This is a genomic window from Azospirillum oryzae, from assembly GCF_900177515.1.
In the GTDB taxonomy this organism is placed as follows: domain Bacteria; phylum Pseudomonadota; class Alphaproteobacteria; order Azospirillales; family Azospirillaceae; genus Azospirillum; species Azospirillum oryzae_A.
In genome coordinates this window covers 534,082-560,210 of the sequence record NZ_FXAK01000005.1, presented here as the reverse complement: position 1 = coordinate 560,210, position 26,129 = coordinate 534,082, and the positions used below count along the sequence as shown (strand labels likewise).

Genomic DNA, 26,129 nt, shown 5'->3' with positions numbered 1-26,129 from the left:
CGTCACGTCGGGCGCTGGGGCCGCCGGCAGAAGCGTCTGGCGAACGGCTTCCTCGCCGGGTATCGGAAGGCTGGTGGTGCCGAGCAGGGCCGACCGGTGAACCGGCGGTACCGGAGAGGCGGGCGGCGGGACGAAGGGCGCTCGCCGCCCCCGCCTCGCCGTCTGGAGCTTGCGCCGCGTCATGGCTGCACCCCGCCGCGCGCCTGCGGACGGTTGCCCTTGGCGGTCCAGATCCGCAGCAGCGACAGCAGATGGTCGATGTCCACCGGCTTGGCGATGTAATCGGTGGCGCCCGCTTCGATGCATTTGTCGCGGTCGCCCTTCATCGCCTTGGCGGTGACGGCGATCATCGGCAGGCCGCGGAACTCCTCGATGCCGCGGATGGCGCGCATGGTCTCATAGCCATCCATCTCCGGCATCATGATGTCGACCAGCACCACGTCCACCTCCGGATCGGCGCGCAGCCGCTCGATCCCCTCGCGCCCGCTTTCGGCATGCAGGACCTCGATCCTGTGGGCCTCCATGACGCTGGCGAGCGAGAAGATGTTGCGGATGTCGTCGTCGATCACCAACACCCGCTTGCCGGCCAGCGACGGGTCGTGCTGGCGCAAATCCAGGATGCTGCGCCGCTTCTCCTCGGGCAGGCGGTCGACGGCGCGGTGCAGGAACAGCGCCGTCTCGTCCAGCAGCCCGGCCGGCGAGCGGGCGCTCTTCAGCACCACCGTCTCGGCGAGCCGGCGCAACCGCGCCTCGTCCTCCGCCGCGATGTCGGCGGCGACATAGACCACCACCGGCATCCAGGCGAGCGTGTCACGGGTGCGCAGCCATTCGATCAGCTCGAAATCGACGGTGACCGGTCCGGGCAGGTTCGGGCTGGACAGGTCCAGCACCATGCAGTCGAAACGGTCGGCCGTCAGCGCCGCCATCGCCGCCTCGATCGAGGTGACGGTGTGCGTCTCCACGTCGCCGTTGCCGATCAGGGCGGCGACGGCACCCGGCTGCGGGCTGTCCTTCTCCACCACCAGAAGCTTGCGGTGGTCGCGTTCCTTGAAGCTCTTGACCCGGTTCAGGGCGTCGAAGATCGCCTCGCGCTCCACCGGCTTCTCCGAATAATCGAAGGCGCCCATCGACAGGCCGCGCCGCCGCTCGTCCTTGGCGGAGATGACGTGGACCGGGATGTGGCGGGTCTGCGGGTCCCGCTTCAGCAGGTCGAGCAGCGCCCAGCCGTCCATGTCCGGCAGCCCGATGTCGAGCAGCACGGCGTCCGGCCGGTATTTGCGCGCCAGTGGCAGCGCCGCCGCCCCGCCGCTGGACAGGATGGTGCGGAACCCCTTCTCCCGCGCCAGATCGAGCAGGATGGAGGCGAAGGTGTTGTCGTCCTCCACGATCAGCACCACCGGCTCGCCGGGGCGCAGCTTTTCGCGGTCGTCGCCGCCCGGCGGCATGTCCAGCAGAGCCAGCCCTTCCTGCGGTCCGGAGGCCACCACCGGCCGGGTCGCCGTCTCCGTCCGCTTGGGCAGAAGCCCGGCCGGCGCAGGGGAGGTGCCGAGCGCGGCGCTGGCTGCGGCGACGGCGGGGGTGCCGAGCGGAGCGGCGGATTCCGCCATGCTGTCGAAGCTGCGCGGAACGAACAGCGTGAAGGCGCTGCCCTGGCCGGGCGTGCTGGAGACGCGGATCTCACCGCCCAGCAGCCGGGCGATCTCGCGGCTGATCGACAGCCCCAGGCCGGTGCCGCCATATTTGCGGCTGGTGGTGCCGTCGGCCTGCTGGAAGGCTTCGAAAATGATGCGCTGCTTTTCCTCGGGAATGCCGATGCCGGTGTCGATGACGGTGAAGGCCAGCACCGAAGATGCCGCGTCCAGCGTCGGATGCGCCGCGCTCCAGCCTTCGGTGGCCGGGGCGACGCGGAAGGTGATGCCGCCGCTCTCGGTGAATTTGAAGGCGTTGGACAGCAGGTTGTTCAGCACCTGGGCCAGCCGCTTCTCGTCGGTCTGGACGCTGGCGGGCAGCGCCTCGTCCATCTCGATGGTGAAGTCCAGCTTCTTCTCCTGCGCCAGCTGCGCGAAGGTCCGCTCGACATGGTTGCGCAGGTCGCCCAGCACGACCTCGCCGATCTCCAACGTCACCGTGCCGGATTCGATCTTCGACAGGTCGAGGATGTCGTTGATGAGCCCCAGCAGGTCCGATCCGGCGGAATGGATGGTGCGGGCGAACTCCACCTGACGGTCGGACAGGTTGGTGTCGGGATTGTCGGCCAGCAGCTTCGACAGGATCAACAGGCTGTTCAGCGGCGTGCGCAGCTCGTGGCTCATGTTCGCCAGGAACTGCGACTTGTATTTGGAGGTCAGGGCGAGCTGCTCCGCCTTCTCCTCCAGCGCCGCCTTGGCGAACACGACCTCGCGGTTCTTGCGCTCCACCTCGATGTTCTGCTTCTCCAGCTGTTCGGCCTTTTCCTCCAGCGCCTCGTTGGTGGTGGTCAGCTTTTCCTGCTGGGCCTTCAGCAGTTCTTCCGACTTGCGCAGCGAGGCGGCCTGCTGTTCCAGCCGCTCGTTGGTGGTCTTCAGCTCCTCCTGCTGGCTCTGCAGTTCGGTGGTCAGGCGCTGCGACTGCTTCAGCAGGCCTTCGGTGCGCATGTTGGCGGCGATCGTGTTGAGCACGATGCCGATGCTCTCGGTCAGCTGCTCCAGGAAGCTCTGGTGCGTCTCGCTGAAGCGGCCGAAGCTCGCCAGCTCGATCACCGCCTTCACGTCGTCCTCGAACAGCACCGGCAGGACGATGATGTTCAGCGGCGGCGCCTCGCCCAGGCCGGAACTGATGGAGACATAGTCACGCGGCACGTTGGTCAGCAGGATGCGCTTCTTCTCGTAGGCGCACTGCCCGACCAGACCTTCCTTCAAGTGGAAGCGGTTGGACAGGTTCTTGCGCTCTTTCAGCGCGTAGGAGGCGACCAGTTCCAGCAGCGGCTCGTCGCGGTCGCGGGTTGCGACATAGAAGACACCATGTTGCGCATTCACCAGCGGCGCGATCTCCGACAGGATCATGTTGGAGACGGTGACCAGATCGCGTTCGCCCTGCAGCATGCGGGTGAATTTGGCAAGGTTGGTCTTCAGCCAATCCTGTTCCGCATTCTTCAGCGTCGTGTCGCGAAGATTGCGGATCATCTCGTTGATGTTGTCCTTCAGCGCCGCGACCTCGCCCATCGCCTCCACGGTGATGGAGCGGGTCAGGTCGCCCTTGGTCACCGCGGTGGCGACCTCGGCGATGGCGCGCACCTGGGTGGTCAGGTTGGCGGCCAACTGGTTCACGTTCTCGGTCAGGTCCTTCCAAAGGCCGGCGGCGCCGGGCACGCGGGCCTGACCGCCCAGCTTGCCTTCGATGCCCACCTCGCGCGCCACGTTGGTGACCTGATCGGCGAAGGTCGCCAGCGTGTCGATCATGCCGTTGATGGTGTTGGCCAGCGCCGCGATCTCGCCCTTCGCGTCCACCGCCAGCTTGCGCTTCAGGTCGCCGTCGGCGACCGCGGTGACGACGCTGGCGATGCCGCGCACCTGTCCGGTCAGGTTCGCCGCCATCATGTTCACGTTGTCGGTCAGGTCCTTCCAGGTGCCGCCGACGCCTTCCACCTTCGCCTGACCGCCCAGCTTGCCTTCGGAACCCACCTCGCGCGCCACGCGCGTCACCTCCGAGGCGAAGCTGTTCAGCTGGTCCACCATGGTGTTGATGGTGGATTTCAGCTCGAAGATCTCGCCTTTCACGTCGACGGTGATCTTCTTCGACAAATCGCCCTTGGCGACCGCGGTGGTGACTTCGGCGATGTTGCGGACCTGACCGGTCAGGTTCGCCGCCATCATGTTCACGTTGTCGGTCAGATCCTTCCAGGTGCCGGCGACGCCCTTCACCTGGGCCTGACCGCCCAGCTTGCCCTCGATGCCCACTTCGCGCGCCACGCGGGCAACTTCAGAGGCGAAGCTGTTCAGCTGATCCACCATGGTGTTGATGGTGGATTTCAGCTCCAGAATCTCGCCCTTCACATCGACGGTGATCTTCTTCGACAAATCGCCGTTGGCGACCGCCGTCGTCACCTCCGCGATGTTGCGCACCTGCCCAGTCAGGTTGGTCGCCATCGCGTTCACATTGTCGGTCAAATCCTTCCAGGTGCCGGCAACGCCCTTCACCTGCGCCTGTCCGCCCAGCTTGCCTTCGGAGCCCACCTCGCGCGCCACGCGCGTCACTTCCGAGGCGAAGCTGTTAAGCTGGTCCACCATGGTGTTGATGGTCGACTTCAGCTCCAGAATCTCGCCCTTCACGTCGACGGTGATCTTCTTCGACAAATCGCCGTTGGCGACCGCCGTCGTCACCTCCGCGATGTTGCGCACCTGCCCGGTCAGGTTGGTCGCCATCGCGTTCACGCTGTCGGTCAAATCCTTCCAGGTGCCGCCGACACCCCGGACCTGCGCCTGTCCGCCCAGCTTGCCTTCGGAGCCCACCTCGCGCGCCACACGCGTCACCTCCGAGGCGAAGCTGTTCAGCTGGTCCACCATCGTGTTGATGGTGTTCTTCAGCTCCAGAATCTCGCCCTTCACCGGCACGGTGATCTTCTTGGACAGATCGCCATTGGCGACGGCGGTCGTCACGTCGGCGATGTTGCGCACCTGTCCGGTCAGATTTGCCGCCATCAGGTTCACGCTGTCGGTCAGGTCCTTCCAGGTGCCGCCGACGCCCTCCACGCGCGCCTGACCGCCCAGCTTGCCCTCCGAACCCACCTCGCGCGCCACGCGCGTCACTTCCGAGGCGAAGCTGTTCAACTGGTCCACCATGGTGTTGATGGTGGATTTCAGCTCCAGAATCTCGCCCTTTACGTCGACCGTGATCTTCTTCGACAGGTCACCCGTCGCGACGGCGGTCGTCACGTCGGCGATGTTGCGGACCTGACCGGTCAGGTTGGCCGCCATCATGTTCACGCTGTCGGTCAGGTCCTTCCAGGTGCCGCCGACGCCCTTCACCTGGGCTTGGCCACCAAGCTTGCCCTCGGAGCCCACCTCGCGCGCCACGCGCGTCACTTCCGAGGCGAAGCTGTTCAACTGGTCCACCATCGTATTGATGGTGGATTTCAGCTCCAGAATCTCGCCCTTCACGTCGACCGTGATCTTCTTCGACAGGTCACCTCTCGCGACTGCTGTCGTCACTTCGGCGATGTTGCGGACCTGACCGGTCAGGTTCGCCGCCATCATGTTCACGTTGTCGGTCAGGTCCTTCCAGGTGCCGCCGACACCCTCTACCTTCGCCTGACCGCCCAGCTTGCCTTCGGAGCCCACTTCGCGCGCCACGCGCGTCACTTCCGAGGCAAAGCTGTTCAGCTGGTCCACCATGGTGTTGATGGTGGATTTCAGCTCCAGGATCTCGCCCTTCACGTCGACGGTGATCTTCTTGGACAGATCGCCCTTGGCGACCGCGGTCGTCACCTCCGCGATGTTGCGCACCTGACCGGTCAGGTTGGCCGCCATCACGTTGACGTTCTCGGTCAAGTCCTTCCAACTGCCGGCGACGCCCTTCACCTGCGCCTGCCCGCCCAGCTTGCCCTCTATCCCGACCTCGCGCGCCACACGCGTCAGTTCGGTGGTGACGGTGACGAGCTGCTCCACCATGGTGTTGACGTTGCGGGCGGTGCGCAGGAACTCACCCTGCAACGGGCGGCCTTCGATCTCCAGCGCCATGGTCTTGGACAGGTCGCCCTTGGCGACGGCGCCGATGACGCGGGCGATTTCCGTCGTCGGCTGGATCATATCGCCGACCAGCGTGTTGATGCTGTCGACGCAGGTTTCCCAGCCGCCCGACGCGTTGTTCAGCTTGGCGCGCTGGCTGATGCGGCCTTCCTTGCCGATGGCGACGCTCAGCCGGCTGGTCTCGGTGGTCAGGTTATGGTTCAGCTCGACCACGTCGTTGAAGGCGGCGGCGATCTCGCCGTCGATTCCCGTCAGGTCCAGCGGCAGCCGCACCGAGAAATCACCCTTGCGCAGTTGCCGCAGGGCCATCAGCAGAACCTTCGGATCCAACGCGTCCGCCGTCTCGACCATCGCCGTCATGCCGTTCCCCAATCCGCGCGCCGAGCCCACCATGGACCGCGCTCCGCCCATCCCCAAGACCGCCTGGTTGTGCGGTCGAAGAAAACGCAAGCCTACACAACCGGAAAGCCGAATACCCGCATCAGGACTGTGTGTACACCGCCCCAGTTGGAAGGGCGACTGCGCAGTCCTACAGCCCCGCACGATGAAGTAAAGGCGATTCCGGTCAATTTAGCCTTTCGTAGGCGCTTGCGATTCGTGCGGAAGGATTACGCCTATGACTTACGTTGGAGAGGGTCGGTTCTTGTGCTTGGACGCTCTCCTCAGCTCAGTCATTCAGCCGAACGACCATTGCGCATCACGCGGACGCCGGAACGATTTACCCGCCGTTATCGTTAAGGATCCAGCCACGGCGGGTCTTTCCGGCACCGGCCGCTTCCCGCGGGGCAAGACGACCCGACCTTCTTCACAGCCCGGGGCTTGGCCATGACTCTGTGGACATTCACCATGCAGGCTTCGATGTGCTGCATGCTCTCTTGGATGCGCGCCTGCCAACAGAGCGTGGCCTTGGCCCATTCTTTCGCTGGAATGCCCGGATTGCCGATGCTCAGCCCACCACGACCTCCGGCTGACGTTCTGCCCTTTCCGGTACGGCGCGCGGCGCGCGGCGGCGGGTTCGGCGGACCGGCGGTGGTGATCCCACTGGGCCGGCGCTGAATCCCCGCTCACGCAATCGTGTAGACCCTGTGATTTGCCGACGGCCGGCTGCGGACCTATGGTTAGTGGCAGGAATGGTCCGTTCGGGAGAGGGTCGATGCTGTTCAAATTCCCCACCGCGTCGCAGGCACGCGAAGACGAGGTGACGCCGCGGGAGCTTTTCCTGTCGCGCCGCAGCCTGATGGCCGGCGGTGCCGCCGCGATGGCGCTGGGCAGCCTGCCGGTGTGGAGCGGCAACGCGCTCGCCGCCGCCTTCGAGGCGCCGACCACAATCAAGCCGGCCGATCCGAAGTTCGACCCGACGACGCCGATGAAGTCGGCCACCACCTACAATAATTTCTACGAGTTCGGCACCGGCAAGAGCGATCCGGCCGAGAATGCCGGCACGCTGAAGACCCGCCCGTGGGAAATCGCCATCGGCGGCGAGGTTGCCAAGCCGACGACCATCGGCATCGAGGACATGCTGAAATTCCCGATGGAGGAACGCATCTACCGCCTGCGCTGCGTCGAAGGCTGGTCGATGGTGATCCCCTGGGTCGGCTTCCCGCTGGCCGAACTGCTGAAGCGGGTGGAGCCGACCGGCAACGCCAAATACGTCGCCTTCCAGACACTGAACGACCCGAAGCAGATGCCGGGCCTGCGCTCCTGGGTGCTGGACTGGCCCTATACCGAGGGGCTGCGGCTTGATGAGGCCATGCACCCGCTGACCCTGCTTGCCGTCGGCATGTATGGCGAGGTGCTGCCCAACCAGAACGGCGCGCCGATCCGGCTGGTGGTGCCGTGGAAATACGGCTTCAAGTCGATCAAGTCGATCGTCAAGATCACGCTGGTGAAGGAGCAGCCGCCGACTGCCTGGAACAAATCGCAGCCCAGTGAATACGGCTTCTATTCAAACGTCAATCCCGCGGTCGACCACCCGCGCTGGAGCCAGGCGACGGAACGGCGGGTCGGCGAATTCTCCCGCCGCAAGACGCTGCCCTTCAACGGCTACGGCGAAGAGGTCGCGTCGCTCTATACCGGGATGGACCTGAAGGCGAATTTCTGACGATGTCCGATTTCCGCGCCGCCGCCAACGCGGCCCTTGCGTCCCGCTGGGCCAAGCCGGTCGTCTTCACCGCCGCCCTGGTTCCCCTGGTCTGGACCGTCTGGCTCGCCTACACCGGCAAATTGGGAGCCGAGCCGGTGCTGGAAAGCGTCAAGGCCAGCGGACTCTGGGCCCTGCGCTTCTTGCTGATCGCGCTGGCGCTGACGCCGTTGCGCATGCTGACGGGCGTGGCCGGGCTGGCGCGGTTCCGCCGGATGCTGGGGCTGTTCGCCTTCTTCTACGCCAGCGTCCATCTGTCCACCTATATCGGGCTGGACCAGTTCTTCGACTGGCCGGCGATCTGGAAGGACATCGTCAAGCGGCCCTACATCACGGTCGGCATGGGTGCCTTCCTGATCCTGACGGCGCTGACCGCCACCTCCACCGACGGCATGGTCAAGCGGCTGGGCGGCAAGAACTGGCGCGCCCTGCACAAAGGCGTGTTCATCGCCGGCTTGGCCGGCTGCCTGCACTTCATCATGCTGGTGAAGGGCTGGCAGACGGCGCCGCTGGTCTATGCGCTGATCTGCATCGGGCTGCTGGCCTTCCGCCGCTGGCCGATCCGGCTGGGATCCCATAAGGACAGACGGCGGAAGGATGCTCGACCGGTCGTACCGCGGCCGGTCAGAACACCGCCCGCAGCAGCCCGACGGTCCGGCGAAGCGCAAGAACCGCACTTTCCGGATGGAAGCTCCCCCGCTCGTCACAGTTGAAGCCGTGGCCGGCCGGATAGACATGCACCGGCACCCACGGATAGCGCGAGCTTACCCCCTCGGCGACCGACAGCGGGATGGCGTGGTCCTGCTCGCCGAAATGCAGCAGGGTCGGCACGCGCGGGGCGCTGTCCAGCGTCTTGCCGATCTCCCCACCGTAATAGCCGATGGCCGCGCGCACCGGCAGGTTCGAGGCCGCCGCCCAGGCGATGCTGCCGCCCCAGCAATAGCCGACGATGGCCGCCGACCCGTCACCGCCCAGATGGGCCAGCGCCGCGGCGACGTCCTGCAGGGCGTCGGCGGTCGCCACCGCGCCCTTCAGCGCGATGCCACGCTGGATGCCGGCATCATCATAGGGCAGTTCCACACCGCGCTCGGCCCGGTCGAACAGGTCGGGCGCCACGGTGGTGAAGCCCTGCTGGGCAAAGCCGTCGCAGACGCTGCGGATGTGGTGGTTGATGCCGAAGATCTCCGGCGCCACGATCAGGCGCCCGATTTCCTCGCCCTTGGCCGGCGCCCGATAGGCGCGCAGCCGGTGGCCGTCCGCCGCTGTCAGTTCGATCCAGCCGGCGGCTGATGCGTCACTCATGTCCCGAACCCTCATCTTGCGAGACCGTCCAGGCGGTCATTGCCGAGGATCATAGGGCTCTGGACCGTCACGGCAACTGGCGACAGGGCAGCCGACCGCTACGATGGTCATATCCGCTCTTCCGTTCGGATTATTGCCTCGTCACAGTGTGGACTGCGGCCATCATGGCCGGCTTACCCCCTGACGAGGTGAAACCGTGCGCAGCTTCGCATTTCTCGCCGTCCTCGCCGCCCTGACGGGCGCTGCCGTCTCCGCCCAGGCGGCGGACACCTACAAGTTCAACCTGCACAACAAATCGTCCGACTACGTCATCAACGGCTTCCGCACCTATGAAAATGGCGCGTGGAGCAAGAACTGGATCGATTTCAAGCTAAAGCCCGGCGAATCCGCCGAGATGGACTGGGGCAGCAACGAAGGCAACTGCGTCGTGCCCTTCAAGGTCGACTGGGTCGGCTATGAGTCGGAGAAGTTCAGCGTCGACTGGTGCAAGGTCAAGAACATCTACATGAAGGACCAGGGCTTCAGCTTCGATTGACGGCATCCGGGCGCCGACCGGCACACCTCACCGGCCGAACAGGTCCTTGAGGGCCGGCGGCAACTGGCCGCCCGGGATCGGCAGGGGCAGGTTTCCCGCCGGTTTGTCGGAAGCCCCGGCATTGCCGGAATTGCCTGAGCCGAGGAAACCGCCGAGGATGTCGGCCGGCGAGGCGCCTTCCTTCAGGCGCCGCACCGCCTCGGCGGCCTTTGCCGGGTCCTTGATGGCGGACAGGGCGACCCCGCTGAAATCCGGTTGGATCGAGGGGGCCCCGAAGCTGCCCGTCACCAGGACCGGGATCGTCACGCCGGCCTGTTCGAACTGCCCGCCCTGCCCCTTCAAGCTGGACGTCACCGTCGGCTCCAAGCGGAGGTCCAGTCGCCGGTCGGGCAGCGACACCGTGCCCTGCCCCTCCACGCGGAAGATCGGGGCCAGCATGCGCAGATCGCCGGTGCGGGCCACCCCGTGATCCAGGCGGAAGTTGCCCCCGAACTCGGCGAAATCGGTTTCCCGCGCAGCGTCCTGCATCCGCCCGGTGGCGGCGGCGACCGGATCGCGAAGGATGGCCGCGATGTTGATCCCCCGCAGCGCACCGTCGCGGAACAGGATGTGGGTTGTGCCCATCAGGGCGGACACCAGCGCCTTCTGGTTGCCGCCGGCCGAGGTCACGTCAATGTTCAGCGCGGTCGTCCCGCGGATCACGTTGGTCCCGGCGAAGGTCGCCAGCACCTGTTCGGCCTGCAGGCCGTTGGCGGTCATCGTCAGCGCATAGCTCGCCGGCTGCTTCGTGGCGTCCACCTTCAGTCCGCTGCTGCTGTGGCCGCCGAAGGCGGGAATGTCCGGCACATCGACGGCCAGAACGCCGTCCCGAAGATTGATGCTGGTACGGGTGGGCCCGATTCCGATGCCCCGGATTCTGGTCCCCTTGCTGTCGACGACCGCATCCAGGTTCAGACGCTGCAAGGGGGAAACATCGATCGGCTCGTCGCTCCACCCGGCGTCCGCGGAACCGGGCGCGGGTGTCTGGGCCGGCGCGGCCGGGGCGGGCGCGGGAAGGTAGCGGTCGAGGTCCAGCGGATCGACCGATGCCCGCAGCGTCACCGCCGGCACCTTGCCCGACCAGTCCGCGCTCACCGCACCACTGGCCCTGACGTCGTCGAGTGCCAGAGTGAAATCGTCCAGCGACGCCTGCGGCCCACCGAGACCGGCCTTGCCGGTGAGGCGGACCGTGCGCACCGGCAGCGTCGCCGGGTTCGGCACCCCCAGCCACTTGGCCAGGGCGGGGACGTCCGGCACCGACACCGTCAGCGGCCCGCCAGTGTGGCCGTCGGCCTCCGGCTTTGCATCCAGTTTGGCCTCGAACAGGTCGGATGCCAGTTGCCCTTGCACGGCCGTCGGATTACCTGCGGCCAGCGCGCGAGGGGAGGCGACCTGGGCCGTCAGGGTCAGCGCGCGCCCGTTGACCGCGGCATGGCCTTCGATATGGGCCGGCGTGTCGAAATCGGGCATCGCCACCACCAGCGACCCGTCCGACAGGGCGACGGACTGGCCGGACCGTTGGTCGGTGTAGTTGGCCGCCACAGTGCCGATGCGGACATCGCCGAACCGCAGGTCGGGAAGCTCTTGGGGTTTCTGGCCGTCGGAACCGGCAGTCTGGCTGCCCTGGACCGTGCCTTGGCCGTCAAAGTCCCAATTGGCGCGCCCGCCGGCATCCACCACCAGATTGGCCCGCAGGCCGTCGACACGTAGGCGCTCCAGTTCCACAGTGCCGTGCAGCAGGGGCCACAGCGGCATTTCCAGATTGGCGCTCCCGACCTCCACCATCGGCGGACGTCCGCTGCCGGGCACGTCGGACAGGGCCGCCGATGCGATCGCCGCCTTCAGCCGCGGGAACAGCGATACCGAGGCGATCCGGAGGTCGAGATCGCGGCCGGTGCGCTCCTTCACCGCCGCGGCGATGCGCTGGGCGATGAAATCCCCGGTCAGGACGAAGGGCAGAGCGGCCACCGCGACGACGACCAAACCGACGATGACGGCCAGCGCGATCAGCAGCTTTCTCATGACGCCCTCCTTTGCCGCGGAGCGGGCACCGTTTGCGCGGCGTCCGCCTCCCGTGCCGGACAACAGGCGATCCTACCCCTCGTTGCCCCGCCACGTCTCGGCGGATGAGTCCGCTCCGGCGGTCTTACGCCCATCGCTCCGCCGCAGCTTGCGCAGACCGACCTCGATCGTCCGTTCATAGGCGACGAGCGGCGGCTTGAGCCCATGGCTGAACAGGTCCTGACGCAGCGCGTGGCTGGTCCCGGTCAGGATCACCTTCACGCCGCGCCGGGCGGCCTTGTGCGCCAGCCCTTCGATGGTGTTGGCGGCGGTGGAATCGAGAAACGGCACGGCGCTGAAATCGACGATCAGCACCCGATGCGTATCGGCAATGCGGTCGAGCACCGAACCGATTGAGGCCGCCGCGCCGAAGAAGAACACGCCGGAAATGCGGTAGACGACCACATCGGGATCGGCGGCGCCCTCATCGTAGGGCGTGCGGGCGGACGCGGCGCCGTCGGGCCGGTCCTCGGCGACGAAAGGCGTCTGGCTCTCGATCGCGGTCACCTTCGACATGCGATGGATGAACAGCACCGAGCCGAGCGCGAAGCCGATGACGATGGCTTCCGACAGACCGCGGAAGATGGTGAGCAGGAAGGTCGACAGCAGGACAGCGGCGTCCCCGCGCGAGGAGCGCAGAAGCAGCGCGAAAGCCGGCTTCTCGACCATGTTCCAGGACACGACCGCCAGCACGCCGGCGAGGCTGGCGAGTGGAATGAAGCTGGCCAGCGGTGCCGCGACCAGAACGAAGACCAGCAGGAAGACCGAATGCAGCATGCCGGAAACCGGCCCATGGGCACCGGCGCGCACATTGGTCGCCGTGCGGGCGATGGTGCCGGTGACGCAGAATCCGCCGAACAGGGCAGAGGCGACGTTGGCGGCGCCCTGCCCGACCAGTTCGCAGTTGGAGCGGTGGCGGCGCCCGGTCATGCCATCGGCGACCACCGCCGAGAGCAGCGATTCGATGGAGCCGAGCAGCGCGAACGACACGGCGCTCGGAAGAACCGCCTGGATTTTGTCCAAGGAGATGGCCGGCAGGCTCGGCATCGGCAGGCCCGGCGGAATGCCGCCGAAATCGGTGCCGATGGTCGCGACCTCCAGGCCGAAGCCGGCGGTCACCGCCGCACTTCCGGCGACCGCGATCAGCATGCCCGGCCAGTGGGGCCGCAGGATCTTCAGCCCGGTGATGATGCCGATCGACGCCAGCGCCAGCCCGACCGCCGCAGGCTTCGCCGTCGGCAGGCTCGACCACAGCACCGGCAGCTTGTCGAGCAGCGGCCCAGGCTCCGGTACGCCCAGGCTCAGGCCGAGCAGATCCTTGATCTGGCTAGCGAAGATGATGACGGCGATGCCGGCGGTGAAGCCGACCGTCACCGGATAGGGCATGAACTTGATGTAGGTGCCCAACTGCAGAAAGCCGATGGCCGCCAGCATCAGGCCGGACAGCATGGTGGCGAGGATCAGCCCGTCCATGCCGTGCGCCTGCACCGTGGCGGCGACAAGCACGATGAAGGCGCCGGCGGGGCCACCGATCTGAAACCGGCTGCCGCCGAGGGCGGACACCAGGAAGCCGCCGAAGATCGCGGTGTAGAGACCCTGTGCCGGCGAAGCGCCGGAGGCGATGGCGATCGCCATGGACAGCGGAAGTGCGACGATGGCAACCGTCAGCCCGGCGATCGCATCGGCGCGGAAATTCGATAATCCGTACCCCTCGCGCAGAATGGTGACGAGCTTTGGGGTGAACAGTTCGGCAAAACTGGGCTGACGAGGTTTGGAGATTGGGCGCTGGGAAATCGGTTCGGTTCGGGCTGTCATCTGTCCGGCGGCCTTCAATAAGGCGGCGGGATCGTCGGCATCAGGTCGGCGGTCGCCGTCGCAGGTTCGATCAGGTGTGGCGTCAGGATTTTTCCGTCGGTGTCCTCAACCGGACGCCACGGCCGCCGGCGATGCTCTGCGCATTCTCGCCAATCAGTTCGATTCCGGCCTGGGTCAGGGCATCGACCACCTTGGTCAGGCTGTCGACCACGCCGCGCACGTTTCCGTCGCTCGCCTCCATGCGCTGAATGGTCGGAACGGACAGCCCGGCCATTTCGGCAAGTGTCTTCTGGTCGATCCCCAGGAGCGCCCGAGCGGCGCGCATCTGCGAAGCCGTGATCATCCTGCATACCACGCTGATACATCTGTAACTATGCCTAGAGTATGCATAATGATGTTTCAGATATCAATAAGGATGTTCAGGATCGTAGCGGCGGGAACCGGCCAGAGAACCCGCCTGCCGCGACTCAGTCTTCCTCCAGCAAGGCGCGGATCGGCATCGGACGCACCGGAGCCTGGGCGCGCAGGCGCCCCACCTCACCGGCATGCACAAGTCCCCCGGTGACAGCGATCAGTTCGGCAGCCGCAAGCTGGCAATAGCGGCCCTGGCAACGCCCCATGCCGGCCCGGCCCAGCGACTTCACCCGGTTGGCCTCCGCCCCGCCATAGGCGGCCGTTTCACGCACCGAGCCCGCGGTGATCCCTTCGCAACGGCAGAGAACGGTATCATCAGACAGGGCGCGCACCTGATCCGCCGGCCACGGGAAGGCGCGGGCGATGCCGCGCGCGAAGCGTTCCAGCCGGTCGAGCCGCTTTAGGTCGGCAGCGGTGTCCGGCGCCGGCAAGCCCAGATCGGACAGACAGGCGGCAGCGGCGAGGCGCCCGGCGACCTCCGCCCCATCGGCCCCCAACAGGCGCAGACCGTCGCCGGCCAGATAGACGCCGTCTCCGGCACGCCCCATCCGGTCGGCACAGGGCAACCACTGTGACCATGTCGCATCATAGTCGAACCGGCAGCCGGCGAGATCGGCAAGCTGGGTTTCCGCCTTCAGATGCCAGCCCAGCCCGACCGCGTCGCAGGCCGTTCGTCGGGACCGCCCGCCGGCATCCGTCCAGCGCACCGCCGTCACCCCAGTTTCCGTCGCCTCGATCCCCTCCAGACCGATCCCGGCATGGTAGAGCCGCCCCAGCCGCGCCCGCATCGCCAGCCCTTGCAGGGCAAAGGACGGGCGGACGGCAAGGTCGGGGAAGGCGGCGATCTGGCCGCGCATGCCGGCGGTGTCGAGAACCGCGGCGATCTGCGCGCCAGCCTTCAGCAGCTGGGTCGCCAGCAGGGTCAGCAACGGCCCCGACCCGGCCAGCACGATCCGCCGCCCCATCGCCACGCCTTGCGCCTTCAGCGCGATCTGCATCGCGCCGAGGCTGTAGACGCCTGGCGCCTGCCAGCCGGGAACTGGGGCGAGACGGTCGGTCGCGCCGGTCGCCAGGATCAACCGGTCATAACCGATCCATCGGCTTCCGCTGTCGCCGACCACATGCAGCGTCCCGTCGGCCAGTGCGGCGACCGAATGGCGCGGCAGATGGACGATGCGGCCGGCCGCCGCCAGACCGTCGAAGACGCCATGGAGCGCCACCGCCTTTTCCGCCTGCGAGCCGTACAGAGTCGCAGGCGGACGGGTGAATCCGTCGGGCGGGCGTCGGTAGATCTGCCCGCCGGCCTTTGCCCCCTCGTCGATCACCGTGGGGCGCAGCCCGGCCGCCGCCAGCGTTTCCGCCGCGCGAATCCCAGCGGGACCGGCGCCGACGATCACGATACGCGGTTCGGTCATGGCCAATCCTCCCGCGTCCGGGTCTGCAGCCGCATGCCGTCGGCAACCGGCGTTGAACAGGCGCGCAGCCGCGGCCCCTGTTCCTGCCAGATCCAGCAATCCTGGCAGGCCCCCATCAGGCAGAAGCCGGCGCGCCGCTCCGGCCCGAACTCCGCCTGCCGCAGAGCCGGGACGTTGGTGAGGATCGCCGTCAGCACCGTATCGCCCGACAGCGCCGTCCGCTCAACCCCATCCAGCAGGAAGCGGATCGGCTGCCGTACCGTCTCGGCCAACCTGACCAGCCGGCCACCAGTAGCCTCGGTCATTCCGCCGCCTCCCGGACAATGGCCTTGGCGCGCGGCATCTCGGGGAAGCGGGCGTAGACCTCCTCCAGCGCCGCCTCCACCCCCTCGGCCCCGGAACGGCCGGTCATGCGGCTGAAGATTTCCGTCTTGGCGAAGAAGCGCCAATGGATCGGCAACCCGTCCAGTGTCCGCGTCAGGAAATCATAGGCGGCCGGCGTCCATTGCCGCTCGTAGCCCTCGCGCTCCGGCCCGAAATGGAAATGCACGGTGGGAGCCGACCTGTTGGCACGCAGCCGGTCTGTGGCCTCGGCGTCGAGCACGCCGTCGCGGATGACGACGCCATACTCCCGCTCCGCCGCCTCGACGGAGACATAGCCGCGCGCCACGTCGCGGGCCACCCGCCATGCCTCGCGCGTGAAGGGGTCGCCCCGGCCGCCGCCGCCGGCCGAACGGATGTCCAGCACGTCGCCCGGCTGCAGCACCGCGGTGTCGATGTTGCCCAGCCGCCGCTCCCCCGCCGTGCCGGGATTGACCACCATGTCGGACAGCCCGGCCGCCCGGCCGCCCAGCACGCCCCAGGGGCGGAAGAAGCCGCGGTCGCGGTTGCGCGCGGTGATGCGGGTGTCGGGGGAGAAAACGCGGAAGGCCATGTGGGTGGCCAACCCGCCACGCCAGCGCCCGGGCCCGCCGCTGTCGGTCGCCAGCCCGTAGCGGACGAACTCCACCGGGGTTTCCATCTCGGTGATCTCGATCGGCGTGTTCTTGAGGTAGGCGGCGTCGGCGCCCGACCCGTTGGTGCCGTCGCGGTGCGGCATGCCGCCGCCGCCGCCGACCACCGGGTTGACCGCCGCGATGATGCGGTTGCCCGTCCGCTCGTCGGTGGTCATCACGTTGACGATGCAGTTGTTGCCGGCCGGCGCCGCCGGAAGCCGCTCCGGCACCGCCTGGGAGAAGGCGCCGAAGATCACCGAGCGCAGCCGCGCGCAGGTCAGCGACCGCATCCCCACCGCCGCCGGGAAGGTCGGGTTCAGCACCGTCCCCTCCGGGGCGATGCAGGTGAAGGGCCGGGTCAGGCCGGTGTTCAGCAGGATCTTCGGATTGAGGGTGTAGAGGACGTAATAGACCCCGACGAGCAGGATGGTGTGGCGCGGATCGCCGCCCGACGGCACATTGAGCGAGGAGGCAAGCTGCGGGTCGGACCCGGTGAAGTCCAGCACCGCCTCGTCGCCCCTGATCCTCAGGGTCAGTTTCAGGCGGCAAGGGTTGGCGGCGACCGAATCCTCGTCGGCGTAGTCGGCGAACACCCACTCCCCGTCGGGCATCCCGCGCAGGATGTCGCGCGCCTGCGCCTCTGCATGGTCCAGCAGCGCATCGACGCCGTCGAGGAAGGCGGTCTTGCCGAACTTCTCCACCATGGCGAGGATCTTGCGCTCCCCGGTGTTCAGCGCACCGACCAGCGCCTTGATGTCACCGATGTTCAGGTCGGGCTTGCGGACATTGGTGGTCATGATCCGCAGGATCTGCTCGTCGAACACCCCTTCGCGGACCAGCTTCATCGGCGGGAAGCGGATGCCCTCCTGATGGATTTCGGTCAGCGCCCGCGACAGCGAGGCCGGGACCGCGCCGCCCATGTCGGTGTTGTGGATGTGCCCGCCGGTCCAGGCGATGATCTCGCCGTCGTAGAAGACCGGCTTCCACAGGTGAGTGTCCGGGGCGTGGGTCGCGACGAAGCCGGAATAGGGATCGTTGGTGAAGGCGACGTCGCCGGGCCGGTAATCATCGATCATGTCGATGGCGCGGCCATAGGTCAGGCCCGGATACCAGGTCGCCCCCAGTTCCATCGGCACGCCGAAGGTCTCGCCCCGGCGGTTCAGCAGCATGACGGTGAAATCCTCCGTCTCCTTGACGAAGGCGGAATGGGCGGTGCGCTGCAGCGTGTGGGCCATGTTCTCGGCCGCCGAGCGCGCGTGGTTCGCCAGAACCTGAAGCTTCATCCGATCGAACACAGGCGTCACTCCGCAAAAGTCAGGTGGAGGTTGAGATGCGCATCGACGCGGGCTTCGGTCCCGGCCGGGATGGCGAAGGTGGTGTCCTCCTGCGCGACGATGGCGGGCCCCTGGAACTGCGCGCCAGCCTGCAGGTCCGCGCGGCGATACAGCCCGACCGGGGTCACGACGCCGCCGGTGAAGACCGGAACCGTCCGCTCCGCCGACGCGGGGCGCGGTTCGTCCGGCGCGGTGGGGAACTGCAGCGCCGGGCCATTGCCGATGGCCGACAGGCGCAGGTTGACGATCTCGATCCGCCCGTCCGGATCGTCGAAATCATAGAGCCGCGCGTGCGCCGCGTGGAAGGCGGCGGCGATAGCGCCGGGGTCGTCGCCGTCCAGCCAGGACGGGTCCAGCGGCGTCTCGATCTCATAGCTCTGGCCGGCATAGCGCATGTCGGCGACGATCCTCAGCTCGGCCGCGCCGGAATGGCCCTGGGCGGCGAGCCAGTCGCGCCCTTCCCTACCCATTGCCGCGAAGGCTTCGCGCAACGTCGGCATCAGTCCGGCGGACAGCTCGGCGAACAGGGTGCGGACGAAATCGCCGCGCAGGTCGGCGACCAACCCACCCAGCGCCGACACCACGCCGGGCCAGCGCGGCGCGACGACGCGCGGCATCCCCAGCTCACGCGCCAGGAACACCCCCAGCATCGGCCCGCCGCCGCCGAAGGGCATCAGCGCGAAGTCCCTCACGTCGACGCCGGCGCGCGCCGCCATCTTCTCGACCTCCGCGAACATTTCCGACACGGCGACGTCGAGGATGGCCTGCGCGGTGGCCTCCACCGAACGGCCCAACTGGTCGGACAGCCGCCGGACGGCGGCGCGGGCGAGGTCGGCGTCCATCCGCAACTGCCCGTAGGCCATCTGGCTGTGGCCGAGCCAGCCGCACACCACCATCGCGTCGGTCACCGTCGCCCATTCGCCTCCGCGGCCATAGCAGGCCGGACCCGGCGTCGATCCGGCGGATTCAGGGCCGACGCGCAGCACGCCCTGACCGTCGACGCTGGCGATCGACCCGCCGCCGATGCCGATGGAGCTGACCGACACCGACGGGATGTGCAGCGGGAACTCGCCGATCATCTCGCCGGTGCCGAACTGGGCCTGACCGTCGATGATGAGCGCAAAATCGGCCGAGGTGCCGCCGATGTCGAGAGTCAGGATGCGCGGCTCTCCCGCCTGCCGGGCCAACCACGCAGCGCCGTTGACGCCGGAGGCGGCACCCGACAGCAGCATGTGGACGCAGGCCCGCTTGCCCTCCGCCGCGTTCATCACGCCGCCGTTGGATTTGGTCAGCAGCGGACGGGCGGGCACGCCGCGTCCGGCCAGCCGCTCCTCCAGCGCCGACAGATAGCCGGAGATCCGGGGATGGACATAGGCGTTGAGGATCGCGGTCGTCGTCCGCTCATACTCGCGGATCACCGGCCAGACCTCGGCGGAGGTGAAGACGAACAGGTCGGGGGCGAGCCGGGCGATCTCCTCCTTCACCGCATTTTCGTGGCCGCCGTCGCGCCAGGAATGGAGGAACGAGACGACGACGCCCGCCGCCCCCTTGGCCTTCAGGGCCGCCACTGCGTCGGCGACGGCCGTCCTGTCGGGAGCCTGCCGCTCGGTGCCATCCGACCGCAGGCGGGCGGGAATGCCGAAGATCATGTCACGCGCCACCAGCTGGTCGGGACGCGAGCAGAACAGCGAATAGGTATCGGGCATGCGCAGCCGGGCGAGTTCGATCACATCCTCGAACCCCGCATTGGTCAGCAGGGCCAGCGGCGCTCCCTTGCGCTGGATGACCGTGTTCATGCCCACCGTCGTGCCGTGCACGAAGCGGGTGACGGCGCGCGGGTCCATCCCCTCGCGCTCGGCCAGCAGGGTCAGGCCGGTCATCAGCTCGGCACCGGGATCGTCCGGTGTCGTCAGCACCTTCAGCGATGCAACCCGGCCCGACCGGGTGTCCAGCGCGCAGAAATCGATGAAGGTTCCGCCGATGTCGACGCCCACCTTCCAATCGGCCTCACCCATGCCCCCGTCCATCTTCGCTCCATTCCGCAAATCAGCCTGTGCTGGCCGAAAAGCTGACATGGCGGGCCGAGGGCGGTCTAAGACCCAATGAAAGCAAACGCATAAGGCGGACTTATGCACCGGGGCTCCAATGGCGCGATCCATAGCCCGGCCTTATGGGATCATGCCCAACCCGTCTTTGACCCGCCTGTCGGTCGTGGGCAGCCTGACCGATGGGGCGGAGCCGCGTCCGCCCGCATGTAGGAGAGGTCGATGAGGGTTATCGTGCTGGGCGGCGGGTTGATGGGATCGGCCGCCGCCTTCTTCCTGGCCCGGCGCGGCCTGCGTGTCACGCTGCTGGAACGCAACCGCGTCGGCTCGGGCGCCACCGTCGCGTCCTTCGGCAACATCCGCCGCAGCGGGCGCTATCTGCCGCAACTGCCGCTCGCCCACCGGTCGCGGGCGCTGTGGGGCGAGGCAGAGCAACTGCTGGGCCGTGACGTGGAGTTCCGCGCCACCGGCCATCTGCGGCTGGTGTTCGACGAGGATGGGCTGGACGACATGCGCCGCTACATCGCCGACGCACGGCCCTGGGGGCTGGAGTTGGAGGAGTTGACGCCGTCGGAAATTGGCCGGCGCTTTCCTGGGCTGGGGCCGGGCGCCATCGCCGCCTCCTTCTCGCCGCAGGATGGCAGCGGCAACCCGCGCCTGATCGCCCCCGCCTTCGCCGACGCCGCCCGCCGCCTGGGTGCCGAGATCGTGGAGGATTGCGGGCCGGTGGAGGTATCGGCGACCGGCTCCGGCTTCGAAGCGGTGACGCAGCGGGGCCGCTTCGCCGCCGACTGCCTGCTGAACGCCGCCGGCGCCTGGGGAGCCCGCGTCGCCGCCGGCTTCGGCGAGCCTGTGCCGATGGAAGCGTATGGGCCGCAGATGGGGGTCACCGAACCCTTGCCGCACAGGATCCTGCCTGTGGTCGGCATGTGGTCGCGCGCGGGCGGGGATGGCTATCTCCGTCAGGTGGAGCGCGGCAACATCGTCTTCGGCGGAGCGGCCGAGCGTGTGCCGGTGCCGCTCGACCCCGGCCATGCCAAGGCCGATCCGGCACGGCTGCCCGGACAGTTGCGGGGCTTGATCCGGCTGCTTCCGGCCATCGCCGACGTCACTGTGATCCGCACCTGGTCGGGCTGCGAGGGCTATGTCGCCGACAAGCTTCCGGTGATGGGGCCGTCGGCGACGACGCCGGGCCTGTTCCACGCCTTCGGGTTCAGCGGCCACGGCTTCCAACTCGGCCCCGGCGTCGGCGACGTCATGGCGGAGATCATCGCCACCGGCCGCACCGACACACCGCTGCAGGATTTCCGCATCGAGCGTTTCCAGACTGCCGGCCAGCCGGTCGGCCTGGAAGCAGGGCAGTCCTGACCGAGCCGACCTGCCTGGGCCGACCGGGCCCGCGCTTCAGCGCGCGGGCCGCAGGGCTGTTGAGCGGGTGGTGAACCGGCCGGCCACCGGGATCATCAGGGCCGAGGCGGCAATGACGAAGGCGCCGGCCAGGCTGGCCGGGGACGGCAGCAGGCCGAAGATGGCCGCGTCGAGGATCAGCGCCCACAGCATGGCGGTGTAGTCGAAGGGCGCCTGGGTCGACACCGGGGCGCGGGCCATCGCCTCGGTCATGGTGATGTGCGCCAGACCGCCGGTGATGCCCGCTCCGACCAGATAGGCCAGCGAATGGGCCGTCGGGGTGCTCCAGCCGAACGGCAGGCTCGCCAGACCGCCGAGAGCGCAGAGCAGGGCGAAGTAGAAGGCGATGGTCCCCGGCGCCTCGGTCGCGGTCAGCGTCTTGATCTCGACCCGGCCGGCGGCGGTCGCGACGGCCATGGCCAGCCCGGCTGCCACCCCGATGAGGGTGTTGTGATCCAGCGCCGGCCCTTCGAAGGCGGGGGCGAGCATCAGGACCACCCCGGCAAAGCCGGTCAGCGCCGCACCGATGGCGACGGCACCCGGCCGCTCCCGCAGGAACAGCATGGCGGCCGGCACCGCGAACAGTGGAGCCAGGAAGCCCAGCGCCGTCGCCAGGGCCAGCGGCAGATAGGCCAGCGAGATGAAAGACAGCACCATCGCAGCGCCGCCATACAGGTTGCGCTTCAGGTGCCCCACCGGCTGCCGCGTCTTCAAGGCCGAGGGGAATTGCCGGCGCCACATCAGATAGGCGACGATCGGCGGCAGGGCGAAGGCGCTGCGGTAGAAGACGATCTGCCCGATCGGCGCCTCGGCGGTGGCCAGCCGGACGAACAGCGACATCACCACGAACAGCCCTGCCGACACCAGCCGAAGCAGCACGCCGCCGCGGATATCGGAAGGGGATGGTTCGGGTGGTGGTTCGGGCAGAGGTTCGCACGAAGACACGGACTGGGGGCCGGCGGAGGATTCCGGCGTCTGTCCCGGCATGATCGGCGCATCCTTTTTATTAAGCCGGTGGCGGCTCAGCCCAGGGCCTGGGTGGCGAGCGCATAGGTAACAGGACGGTCGGGCCCCCGCGTCGACGGATCGGTCAGCGGCGCCCCCAGCGACATGGTCAATACCGTGTCGTGAATCTTCAAACCCGACCGCGCGACGAACAGCGGGAAGATCCCTTCGTCCAGATGGGTGTCCAGACGCAGGAAACGGCCGTCGTGCTCGTCGACATGCGGCTGGACAACGGCGACGGCATCCTCGTCCAGCCCGGCGACCACCGGACCGACGACATGGCCGCGGCCGAAGGGGCGGCAGAGGGCAAATGCCGCCAGTTCGCCGTCCCGCTCCAACCCGTATCCGACCGACTGCTCGAACAGCCGCGCAATCAGCCCGGCGCGCGAGGTTCCGAAGGCGCGCTCGTCCAGTGCCGTGACCGCCTCCAGATCCGCCGCCTCCAACCGCCGCACCGGCTGATCGGAGGCGGTCTGGTCGCCTCGCCTCGCCTCGCCCTGGCACTGGAACACGGTGCGATGGCCGATGAAGCCGAGCGACCGGTACAGCGCCAGCGCGGCGCGGGTGGCGCTGAGCCGATAGGTTCGCCCCGCCGACGCCGACAGCACCCGCTTCATCAGCCATTCGCCGACGCCCAGCGATTGCAGCCGGGGCGAGGTCATGACCATGCCGATGGTCGCGAAGTCGTCGCCATGGGGAAACCACATCGCCGACGCCAGGACGCGGTCGATCTCATCGAGAGCAACGAAGCCGTGGCCGACCTCGCGCGCGAACTGCCAGTCCTCCGCCCGGTGCGGCCAGCCGACCGAAATCGACAGCGCCTGCAGGCGCTCCAGGTCGATGTCGGCGACGTCGGCCATCCGCAAGTCGAAGGCGTCGACCGTCAGAGAGGGCGGTAACGCACCGTCCCCGGATCCGTCCGCAAGCCCGCATTCGCTCAAAGCTGCCTCCTCCCTGGAGTTTCCATAGCGTGAGGCGGTGCGCCTTTTGGTCAACTGATATTCCTGAGCCACCTACCGCCGCCTGAGACTACCGGCGCGCGCGCCGCACAATTCACCGCAAAGCACCGGCCCAGCACAACAATCCTCCAAATCGCCCATGCATTCAGCATGGGATACAGCGCCCGCCCGCTAAGATCGTAGCTGTCGCAGCCGCCCAGGCCTCCGTGCCATTCACCGTCGGACCCATGGTGCTTGCTGAAACTGTCCAGTTCATCGGCCGGCAGTTGGAACCACAGGCGGTGCAGCATCGGCAGCGATACCGGCAGCCATTCCGCGTATTCATGAAAAAGAATCGGCATTGAGCCACCCGTCCTGCCACAATCCAAGGCGGATGCGACAGGGTCCCACTGCACTGCCCCCTACTCTGACATCAATATAATGATGGAACGTCGAGCCGCCGGTCCGCTTGCTCCATCAGCGGTTCCAACCACGGCATAAAGCATCCAATTCGCCATTTCCATACGGCTCGCCTATGTGAAGGCAAGGCGCGAGATGACACTTGTGTGTAGGGTGGCGACTGCGCTATCATCATTTTAGTGAACGGGAGGGCACATGGTTGCCGACAAAAATTCACCCGAGGCGCAGCCGAGCGAAGTGACGCCGGATTTGGCCGACGAAAATGCGCAGATGATCGGCCGGCGGGTGCGCGCGTTGCGGGGAGAGCGCAAGCTGACGATCGCTGAACTGGCCGCCAAAGCGTCCGTCTCGGCCGGGATCATCAGCCAGATCGAGCGTGGCAGCGCGAACCCTTCGATCAAGACGCTCCAACGTCTGTGCGACGCTCTCAATGTGAATGTCTGGAAGTTTCTTGACGAGGAAAAGCGAAGCGTGGCGAACGACGCTCCGCCTTTCATCCGCCGGCGGGCGCAACGCCCGCGCATGGTTGTGGGGGACAAAGGACTAACCAAGGAATTGCTGTCGCCGCAGTATGCGGACGAGTTGCGATTCATGTTCGTGACGATGCCGCCCGGGAGCGCCACGGAAGAAATGCTGATCGGTGCCGGCCAGAAGGCGGGCTACGTGACGGCGGGGACGGTCGAACTGACCGTCGGAGAGCACACCGTTCTCCTGGAGGAAGGCGACAGCTTCCAATTCAGCAGCGATGTCGAACATGGACTGGCCAATCGCTCCGACCAGGAAGCGAAGGTGCTTTGGATAATCAGCGCGCTCGACGTCCGTCTTTAATGCGCGGATCAGAAGCGCCCTGAAGCCGAAGCGGATCAGTGGAATCAGCGTACCAGACCAGAGTTTTGACCGGCACCCTCATCCCCGTCCGTCCAGGCCGGGTTCGCATTTGGAATGATGAGGGCGACGCGACGCACACGCCGGCCCCGGCTGTCTGGGAAGCAGGCAGCGGCAATCAGACTAACCGGCGAATCGTGAACCAATTCAATTCGGGCCAAAAGCCTGTCCGCATCGTGAAATGAGGGTTTGAAGCCATGCCAATCCAGGTTGAGCCCGTATCCGACAGTTCATCTTTCCCGGAACAGGTGGATGTGGTCGTGATCGGCGCCGGTGTCGTCGGCACCTGCACAGCGTATGAGCTTGCGTCGAAGGGCGTTTCCGTCGCCCTGCTCGAGAAGGGAGTGGTGGCAGGCGAACAATCGAGCCGGAACTGGGGGTGGGTGAGACAGCAGAACCGAGATCTGCACGAGCTTACCCTGGCGATGTTCAGCCTCCGGCGGTGGGAGGAACTCGGAGCCGAGATAGGACGCGACCTCGGGTTCCAGCGGACGGGAATCCTGTATTGCAGCCGCGACGAAGAAGAGATCGCCCGCTGGGAACGGTGGGGCAAATCTGCACGCGAACAGGGCTTCGTGAGCGAGCTGCTCAGCGGAGCCCAAGCCAAGGAGCGCACTCCGGGCAGCGTTTCGACCTGGCTTGGGGGCGTTTGGTCCCCGACGGACGGACGCGCCGAGCCGAGCCTTGCGGTGCCGGCCATAGCGGAAGGAGCGAAGGCAAAGGGCGTCCTGCTCCATCAGAATTGCGCCGTTCGCGGCATTGATGTCGCCGGCGGAAAAGTCGCCGGAGTCTGGACGGAGCGAGGCTTGATCCGGACTTCGGCGGTGGTTGCCGCAGGCGGTGCGTGGAACTCCCGCTTCTGCCGTCACCACGGTATCGATCTGCCGGTCGCCAACATCGGGGGAACCGCGTTCCGGACCAATACGGCACCGGATGTCCTGACTGCGGGCAGCGCCAGCATGCCGGGCATCGCCATACGACGCCGCCTTGACGGCAAATACACCGTCGCCGTGCCGGGCCATGGTTCGGTGAACATCGCTCCTCAAGGCCTGCGCTACGCCACGAAGTTCTACCAGATGTACCGGGCCAAGCTGGCAAAGAAGCTGAAATACCGGCTCGACAGCAGCTTCTGGAGCGGTCCGGAAGCATTGGGATCCTGGCATAACGACCAAACCTCTCCTTTTGAGAAAAACAGGATCCTGGATCCCAAGCCGGATGCCGATTTGGTAAAGTTCGGACTAGAGAATCTGATCCGGGAACTTCCAGCCTTGAAGGACATCAAAGTCGAGACGTCCTGGGGGGGAATGATCGACACCGCGCCGGACCTCGTCCCAATCATATCCAAGGTCGATCAACTCCCGGGCCTCGTCATCGCATCTGGATTCAGCGGCCACGGATTTGGCATCGGTCCGGGCGCCGGACGTCTCGCGAGTGAACTGGTCCTGAACGACGCGCCGATTGTCGATACAGCCGCTTATCGCTTGAGCCGCTTCAGCGACGGCTCCGCGATCCGCCGGCCCGAGATGATGTAGCACACAGCACTGACTCATGCAGGCGCGATCCATGGCGCCTGCATGCGGAAGACTAGCAGCATAAGTTGAACAAAATAATGGCAATTATGCGGCCATTCTGCAATGAAAATAGCCGCATAAGTTC

18 protein-coding genes are annotated in these 26,129 nt (G+C 67.0%); 6 read left to right on the top strand and 12 right to left on the bottom strand.

Going from position 1 to position 26,129, the window contains the following annotated elements:
* Positions 1 to 179 precede the first annotated feature (179 nt).
* Positions 180 to 6,116: a HAMP domain-containing protein gene (locus B9N97_RS10915; protein WP_211099111.1), complete on the bottom strand. Its 5,937-nt coding sequence runs from the start codon at positions 6,114 to 6,116 to the stop codon at positions 180 to 182.
* A gap of 760 nt (positions 6,117 to 6,876) precedes the next feature.
* Between B9N97_RS10915 and msrP the strand changes: the two genes are divergently transcribed.
* Both msrP and B9N97_RS10900 read left to right on the top strand, forming a co-directional pair.
* Positions 6,877 to 7,824: a protein-methionine-sulfoxide reductase catalytic subunit MsrP gene (msrP, locus tag B9N97_RS10905; RefSeq protein WP_085086220.1), complete on the top strand. Its 948-nt coding sequence runs from the start codon at positions 6,877 to 6,879 to the stop codon at positions 7,822 to 7,824.
* A 2-nt stretch (positions 7,825 to 7,826) separates the two neighbouring features.
* On the top strand, positions 7,827 to 8,576 hold the full coding sequence (locus tag B9N97_RS10900) for a protein-methionine-sulfoxide reductase heme-binding subunit MsrQ (RefSeq protein WP_085086218.1): 750 nt from the start codon (positions 7,827 to 7,829) through the stop codon (positions 8,574 to 8,576).
* Here the strand turns inward: B9N97_RS10900 and B9N97_RS10895 are convergent.
* The gene (locus tag B9N97_RS10895) at positions 8,488 to 9,165 is read right to left on the bottom strand and encodes a dienelactone hydrolase family protein (protein ID WP_085086216.1); all 678 of its coding nucleotides are present in this window, start codon (positions 9,163 to 9,165) and stop codon (positions 8,488 to 8,490) included. The two genes, B9N97_RS10900 and B9N97_RS10895, sit on opposite strands and share 89 nt — an antisense overlap.
* A gap of 196 nt (positions 9,166 to 9,361) precedes the next feature.
* Here B9N97_RS10895 and B9N97_RS10890 point away from each other — a divergent pair, with 196 nt between their 5' ends.
* A complete protein-coding gene (locus tag B9N97_RS10890; protein WP_085086214.1) occupies positions 9,362 to 9,700 on the top strand; it encodes a hypothetical protein in 339 nt (112 codons plus the stop codon).
* 27 nt (positions 9,701 to 9,727) lie between these two features.
* Here the strand turns inward: B9N97_RS10890 and B9N97_RS10885 are convergent, their stop codons facing one another.
* The 7 genes from B9N97_RS10885 to B9N97_RS10855 form a co-directional block, all read right to left on the bottom strand.
* Positions 9,728 to 11,761: an AsmA family protein gene (locus B9N97_RS10885; RefSeq protein WP_085086212.1), complete on the bottom strand. Its 2,034-nt coding sequence runs from the start codon at positions 11,759 to 11,761 to the stop codon at positions 9,728 to 9,730.
* A 72-nt stretch (positions 11,762 to 11,833) separates the two neighbouring features.
* Positions 11,834 to 13,615: a SulP family inorganic anion transporter gene (locus B9N97_RS10880; protein ID WP_085086210.1), complete on the bottom strand. Its 1,782-nt coding sequence runs from the start codon at positions 13,613 to 13,615 to the stop codon at positions 11,834 to 11,836.
* Positions 13,616 to 13,697: 82 nt separating this feature from the next.
* Positions 13,698 to 13,958, bottom strand: coding sequence for a helix-turn-helix domain-containing protein (locus B9N97_RS10875; protein ID WP_085086208.1), 261 nt, complete (start codon positions 13,956 to 13,958; stop codon positions 13,698 to 13,700).
* Positions 13,959 to 14,082: 124 nt separating this feature from the next.
* Positions 14,083 to 15,444 (bottom strand): FAD/NAD(P)-dependent oxidoreductase, encoded by a 1,362-nt coding sequence (locus B9N97_RS10870; protein WP_085086206.1) that lies wholly within the window; start codon positions 15,442 to 15,444, stop codon positions 14,083 to 14,085.
* The gene (locus B9N97_RS10865; RefSeq protein WP_085086204.1) at positions 15,441 to 15,749 is read right to left on the bottom strand and encodes a (2Fe-2S)-binding protein; all 309 of its coding nucleotides are present in this window, start codon (positions 15,747 to 15,749) and stop codon (positions 15,441 to 15,443) included. The genes B9N97_RS10870 and B9N97_RS10865 overlap by 4 nt, the downstream gene beginning before the upstream one ends.
* A complete protein-coding gene (locus B9N97_RS10860) occupies positions 15,746 to 17,734 on the bottom strand; it encodes a hydantoinase B/oxoprolinase family protein (RefSeq protein WP_085086202.1) in 1,989 nt (662 codons plus the stop codon). Before B9N97_RS10860 ends, B9N97_RS10865 begins: the two co-directional genes overlap by 4 nt.
* Positions 17,735 to 17,739: 5 nt before the next feature.
* Complete coding sequence (locus tag B9N97_RS10855) at positions 17,740 to 19,788, bottom strand: hydantoinase/oxoprolinase family protein (protein WP_143266595.1); 2,049 nt, start codon at positions 19,786 to 19,788, stop codon at positions 17,740 to 17,742.
* Positions 19,789 to 20,040: 252 nt separating this feature from the next.
* Between B9N97_RS10855 and B9N97_RS10850 the strand changes: the two genes are divergently transcribed.
* Complete coding sequence (locus B9N97_RS10850) at positions 20,041 to 21,186, top strand: NAD(P)/FAD-dependent oxidoreductase (protein ID WP_085086198.1); 1,146 nt, start codon at positions 20,041 to 20,043, stop codon at positions 21,184 to 21,186.
* Positions 21,187 to 21,222: 36 nt separating this feature from the next.
* Here B9N97_RS10850 and B9N97_RS10845 read toward each other — a convergent pair whose 3' ends face one another.
* The 3 genes from B9N97_RS10845 to B9N97_RS34910 all read right to left on the bottom strand — a co-directional run bounded on the left by B9N97_RS10845 (position 21,223) and on the right by B9N97_RS34910 (position 23,530).
* Entirely contained in the window at positions 21,223 to 22,212 is a 990-nt protein-coding gene (locus B9N97_RS10845) for a DMT family transporter (RefSeq protein ID WP_085086196.1), read from the bottom strand.
* 35 nt (positions 22,213 to 22,247) lie between these two features.
* Positions 22,248 to 23,090 (bottom strand): GNAT family N-acetyltransferase, encoded by an 843-nt coding sequence (locus B9N97_RS10840; RefSeq protein ID WP_085086194.1) that lies wholly within the window; start codon positions 23,088 to 23,090, stop codon positions 22,248 to 22,250.
* A gap of 131 nt (positions 23,091 to 23,221) precedes the next feature.
* Positions 23,222 to 23,530, bottom strand: coding sequence for a hypothetical protein (locus B9N97_RS34910; RefSeq protein WP_143266593.1), 309 nt, complete (start codon positions 23,528 to 23,530; stop codon positions 23,222 to 23,224).
* A gap of 253 nt (positions 23,531 to 23,783) precedes the next feature.
* On the opposite strand from B9N97_RS34910, the gene B9N97_RS10835 reads away from it, so the two are divergent.
* A complete protein-coding gene (locus tag B9N97_RS10835; RefSeq protein WP_085086192.1) occupies positions 23,784 to 24,416 on the top strand; it encodes a helix-turn-helix domain-containing protein in 633 nt (210 codons plus the stop codon).
* Between the two features lie 254 nt (positions 24,417 to 24,670).
* Positions 24,671 to 26,005: an NAD(P)/FAD-dependent oxidoreductase gene (locus tag B9N97_RS10830; RefSeq protein WP_085086190.1), complete on the top strand. Its 1,335-nt coding sequence runs from the start codon at positions 24,671 to 24,673 to the stop codon at positions 26,003 to 26,005.
* Positions 26,006 to 26,129 lie beyond the last annotated feature (124 nt).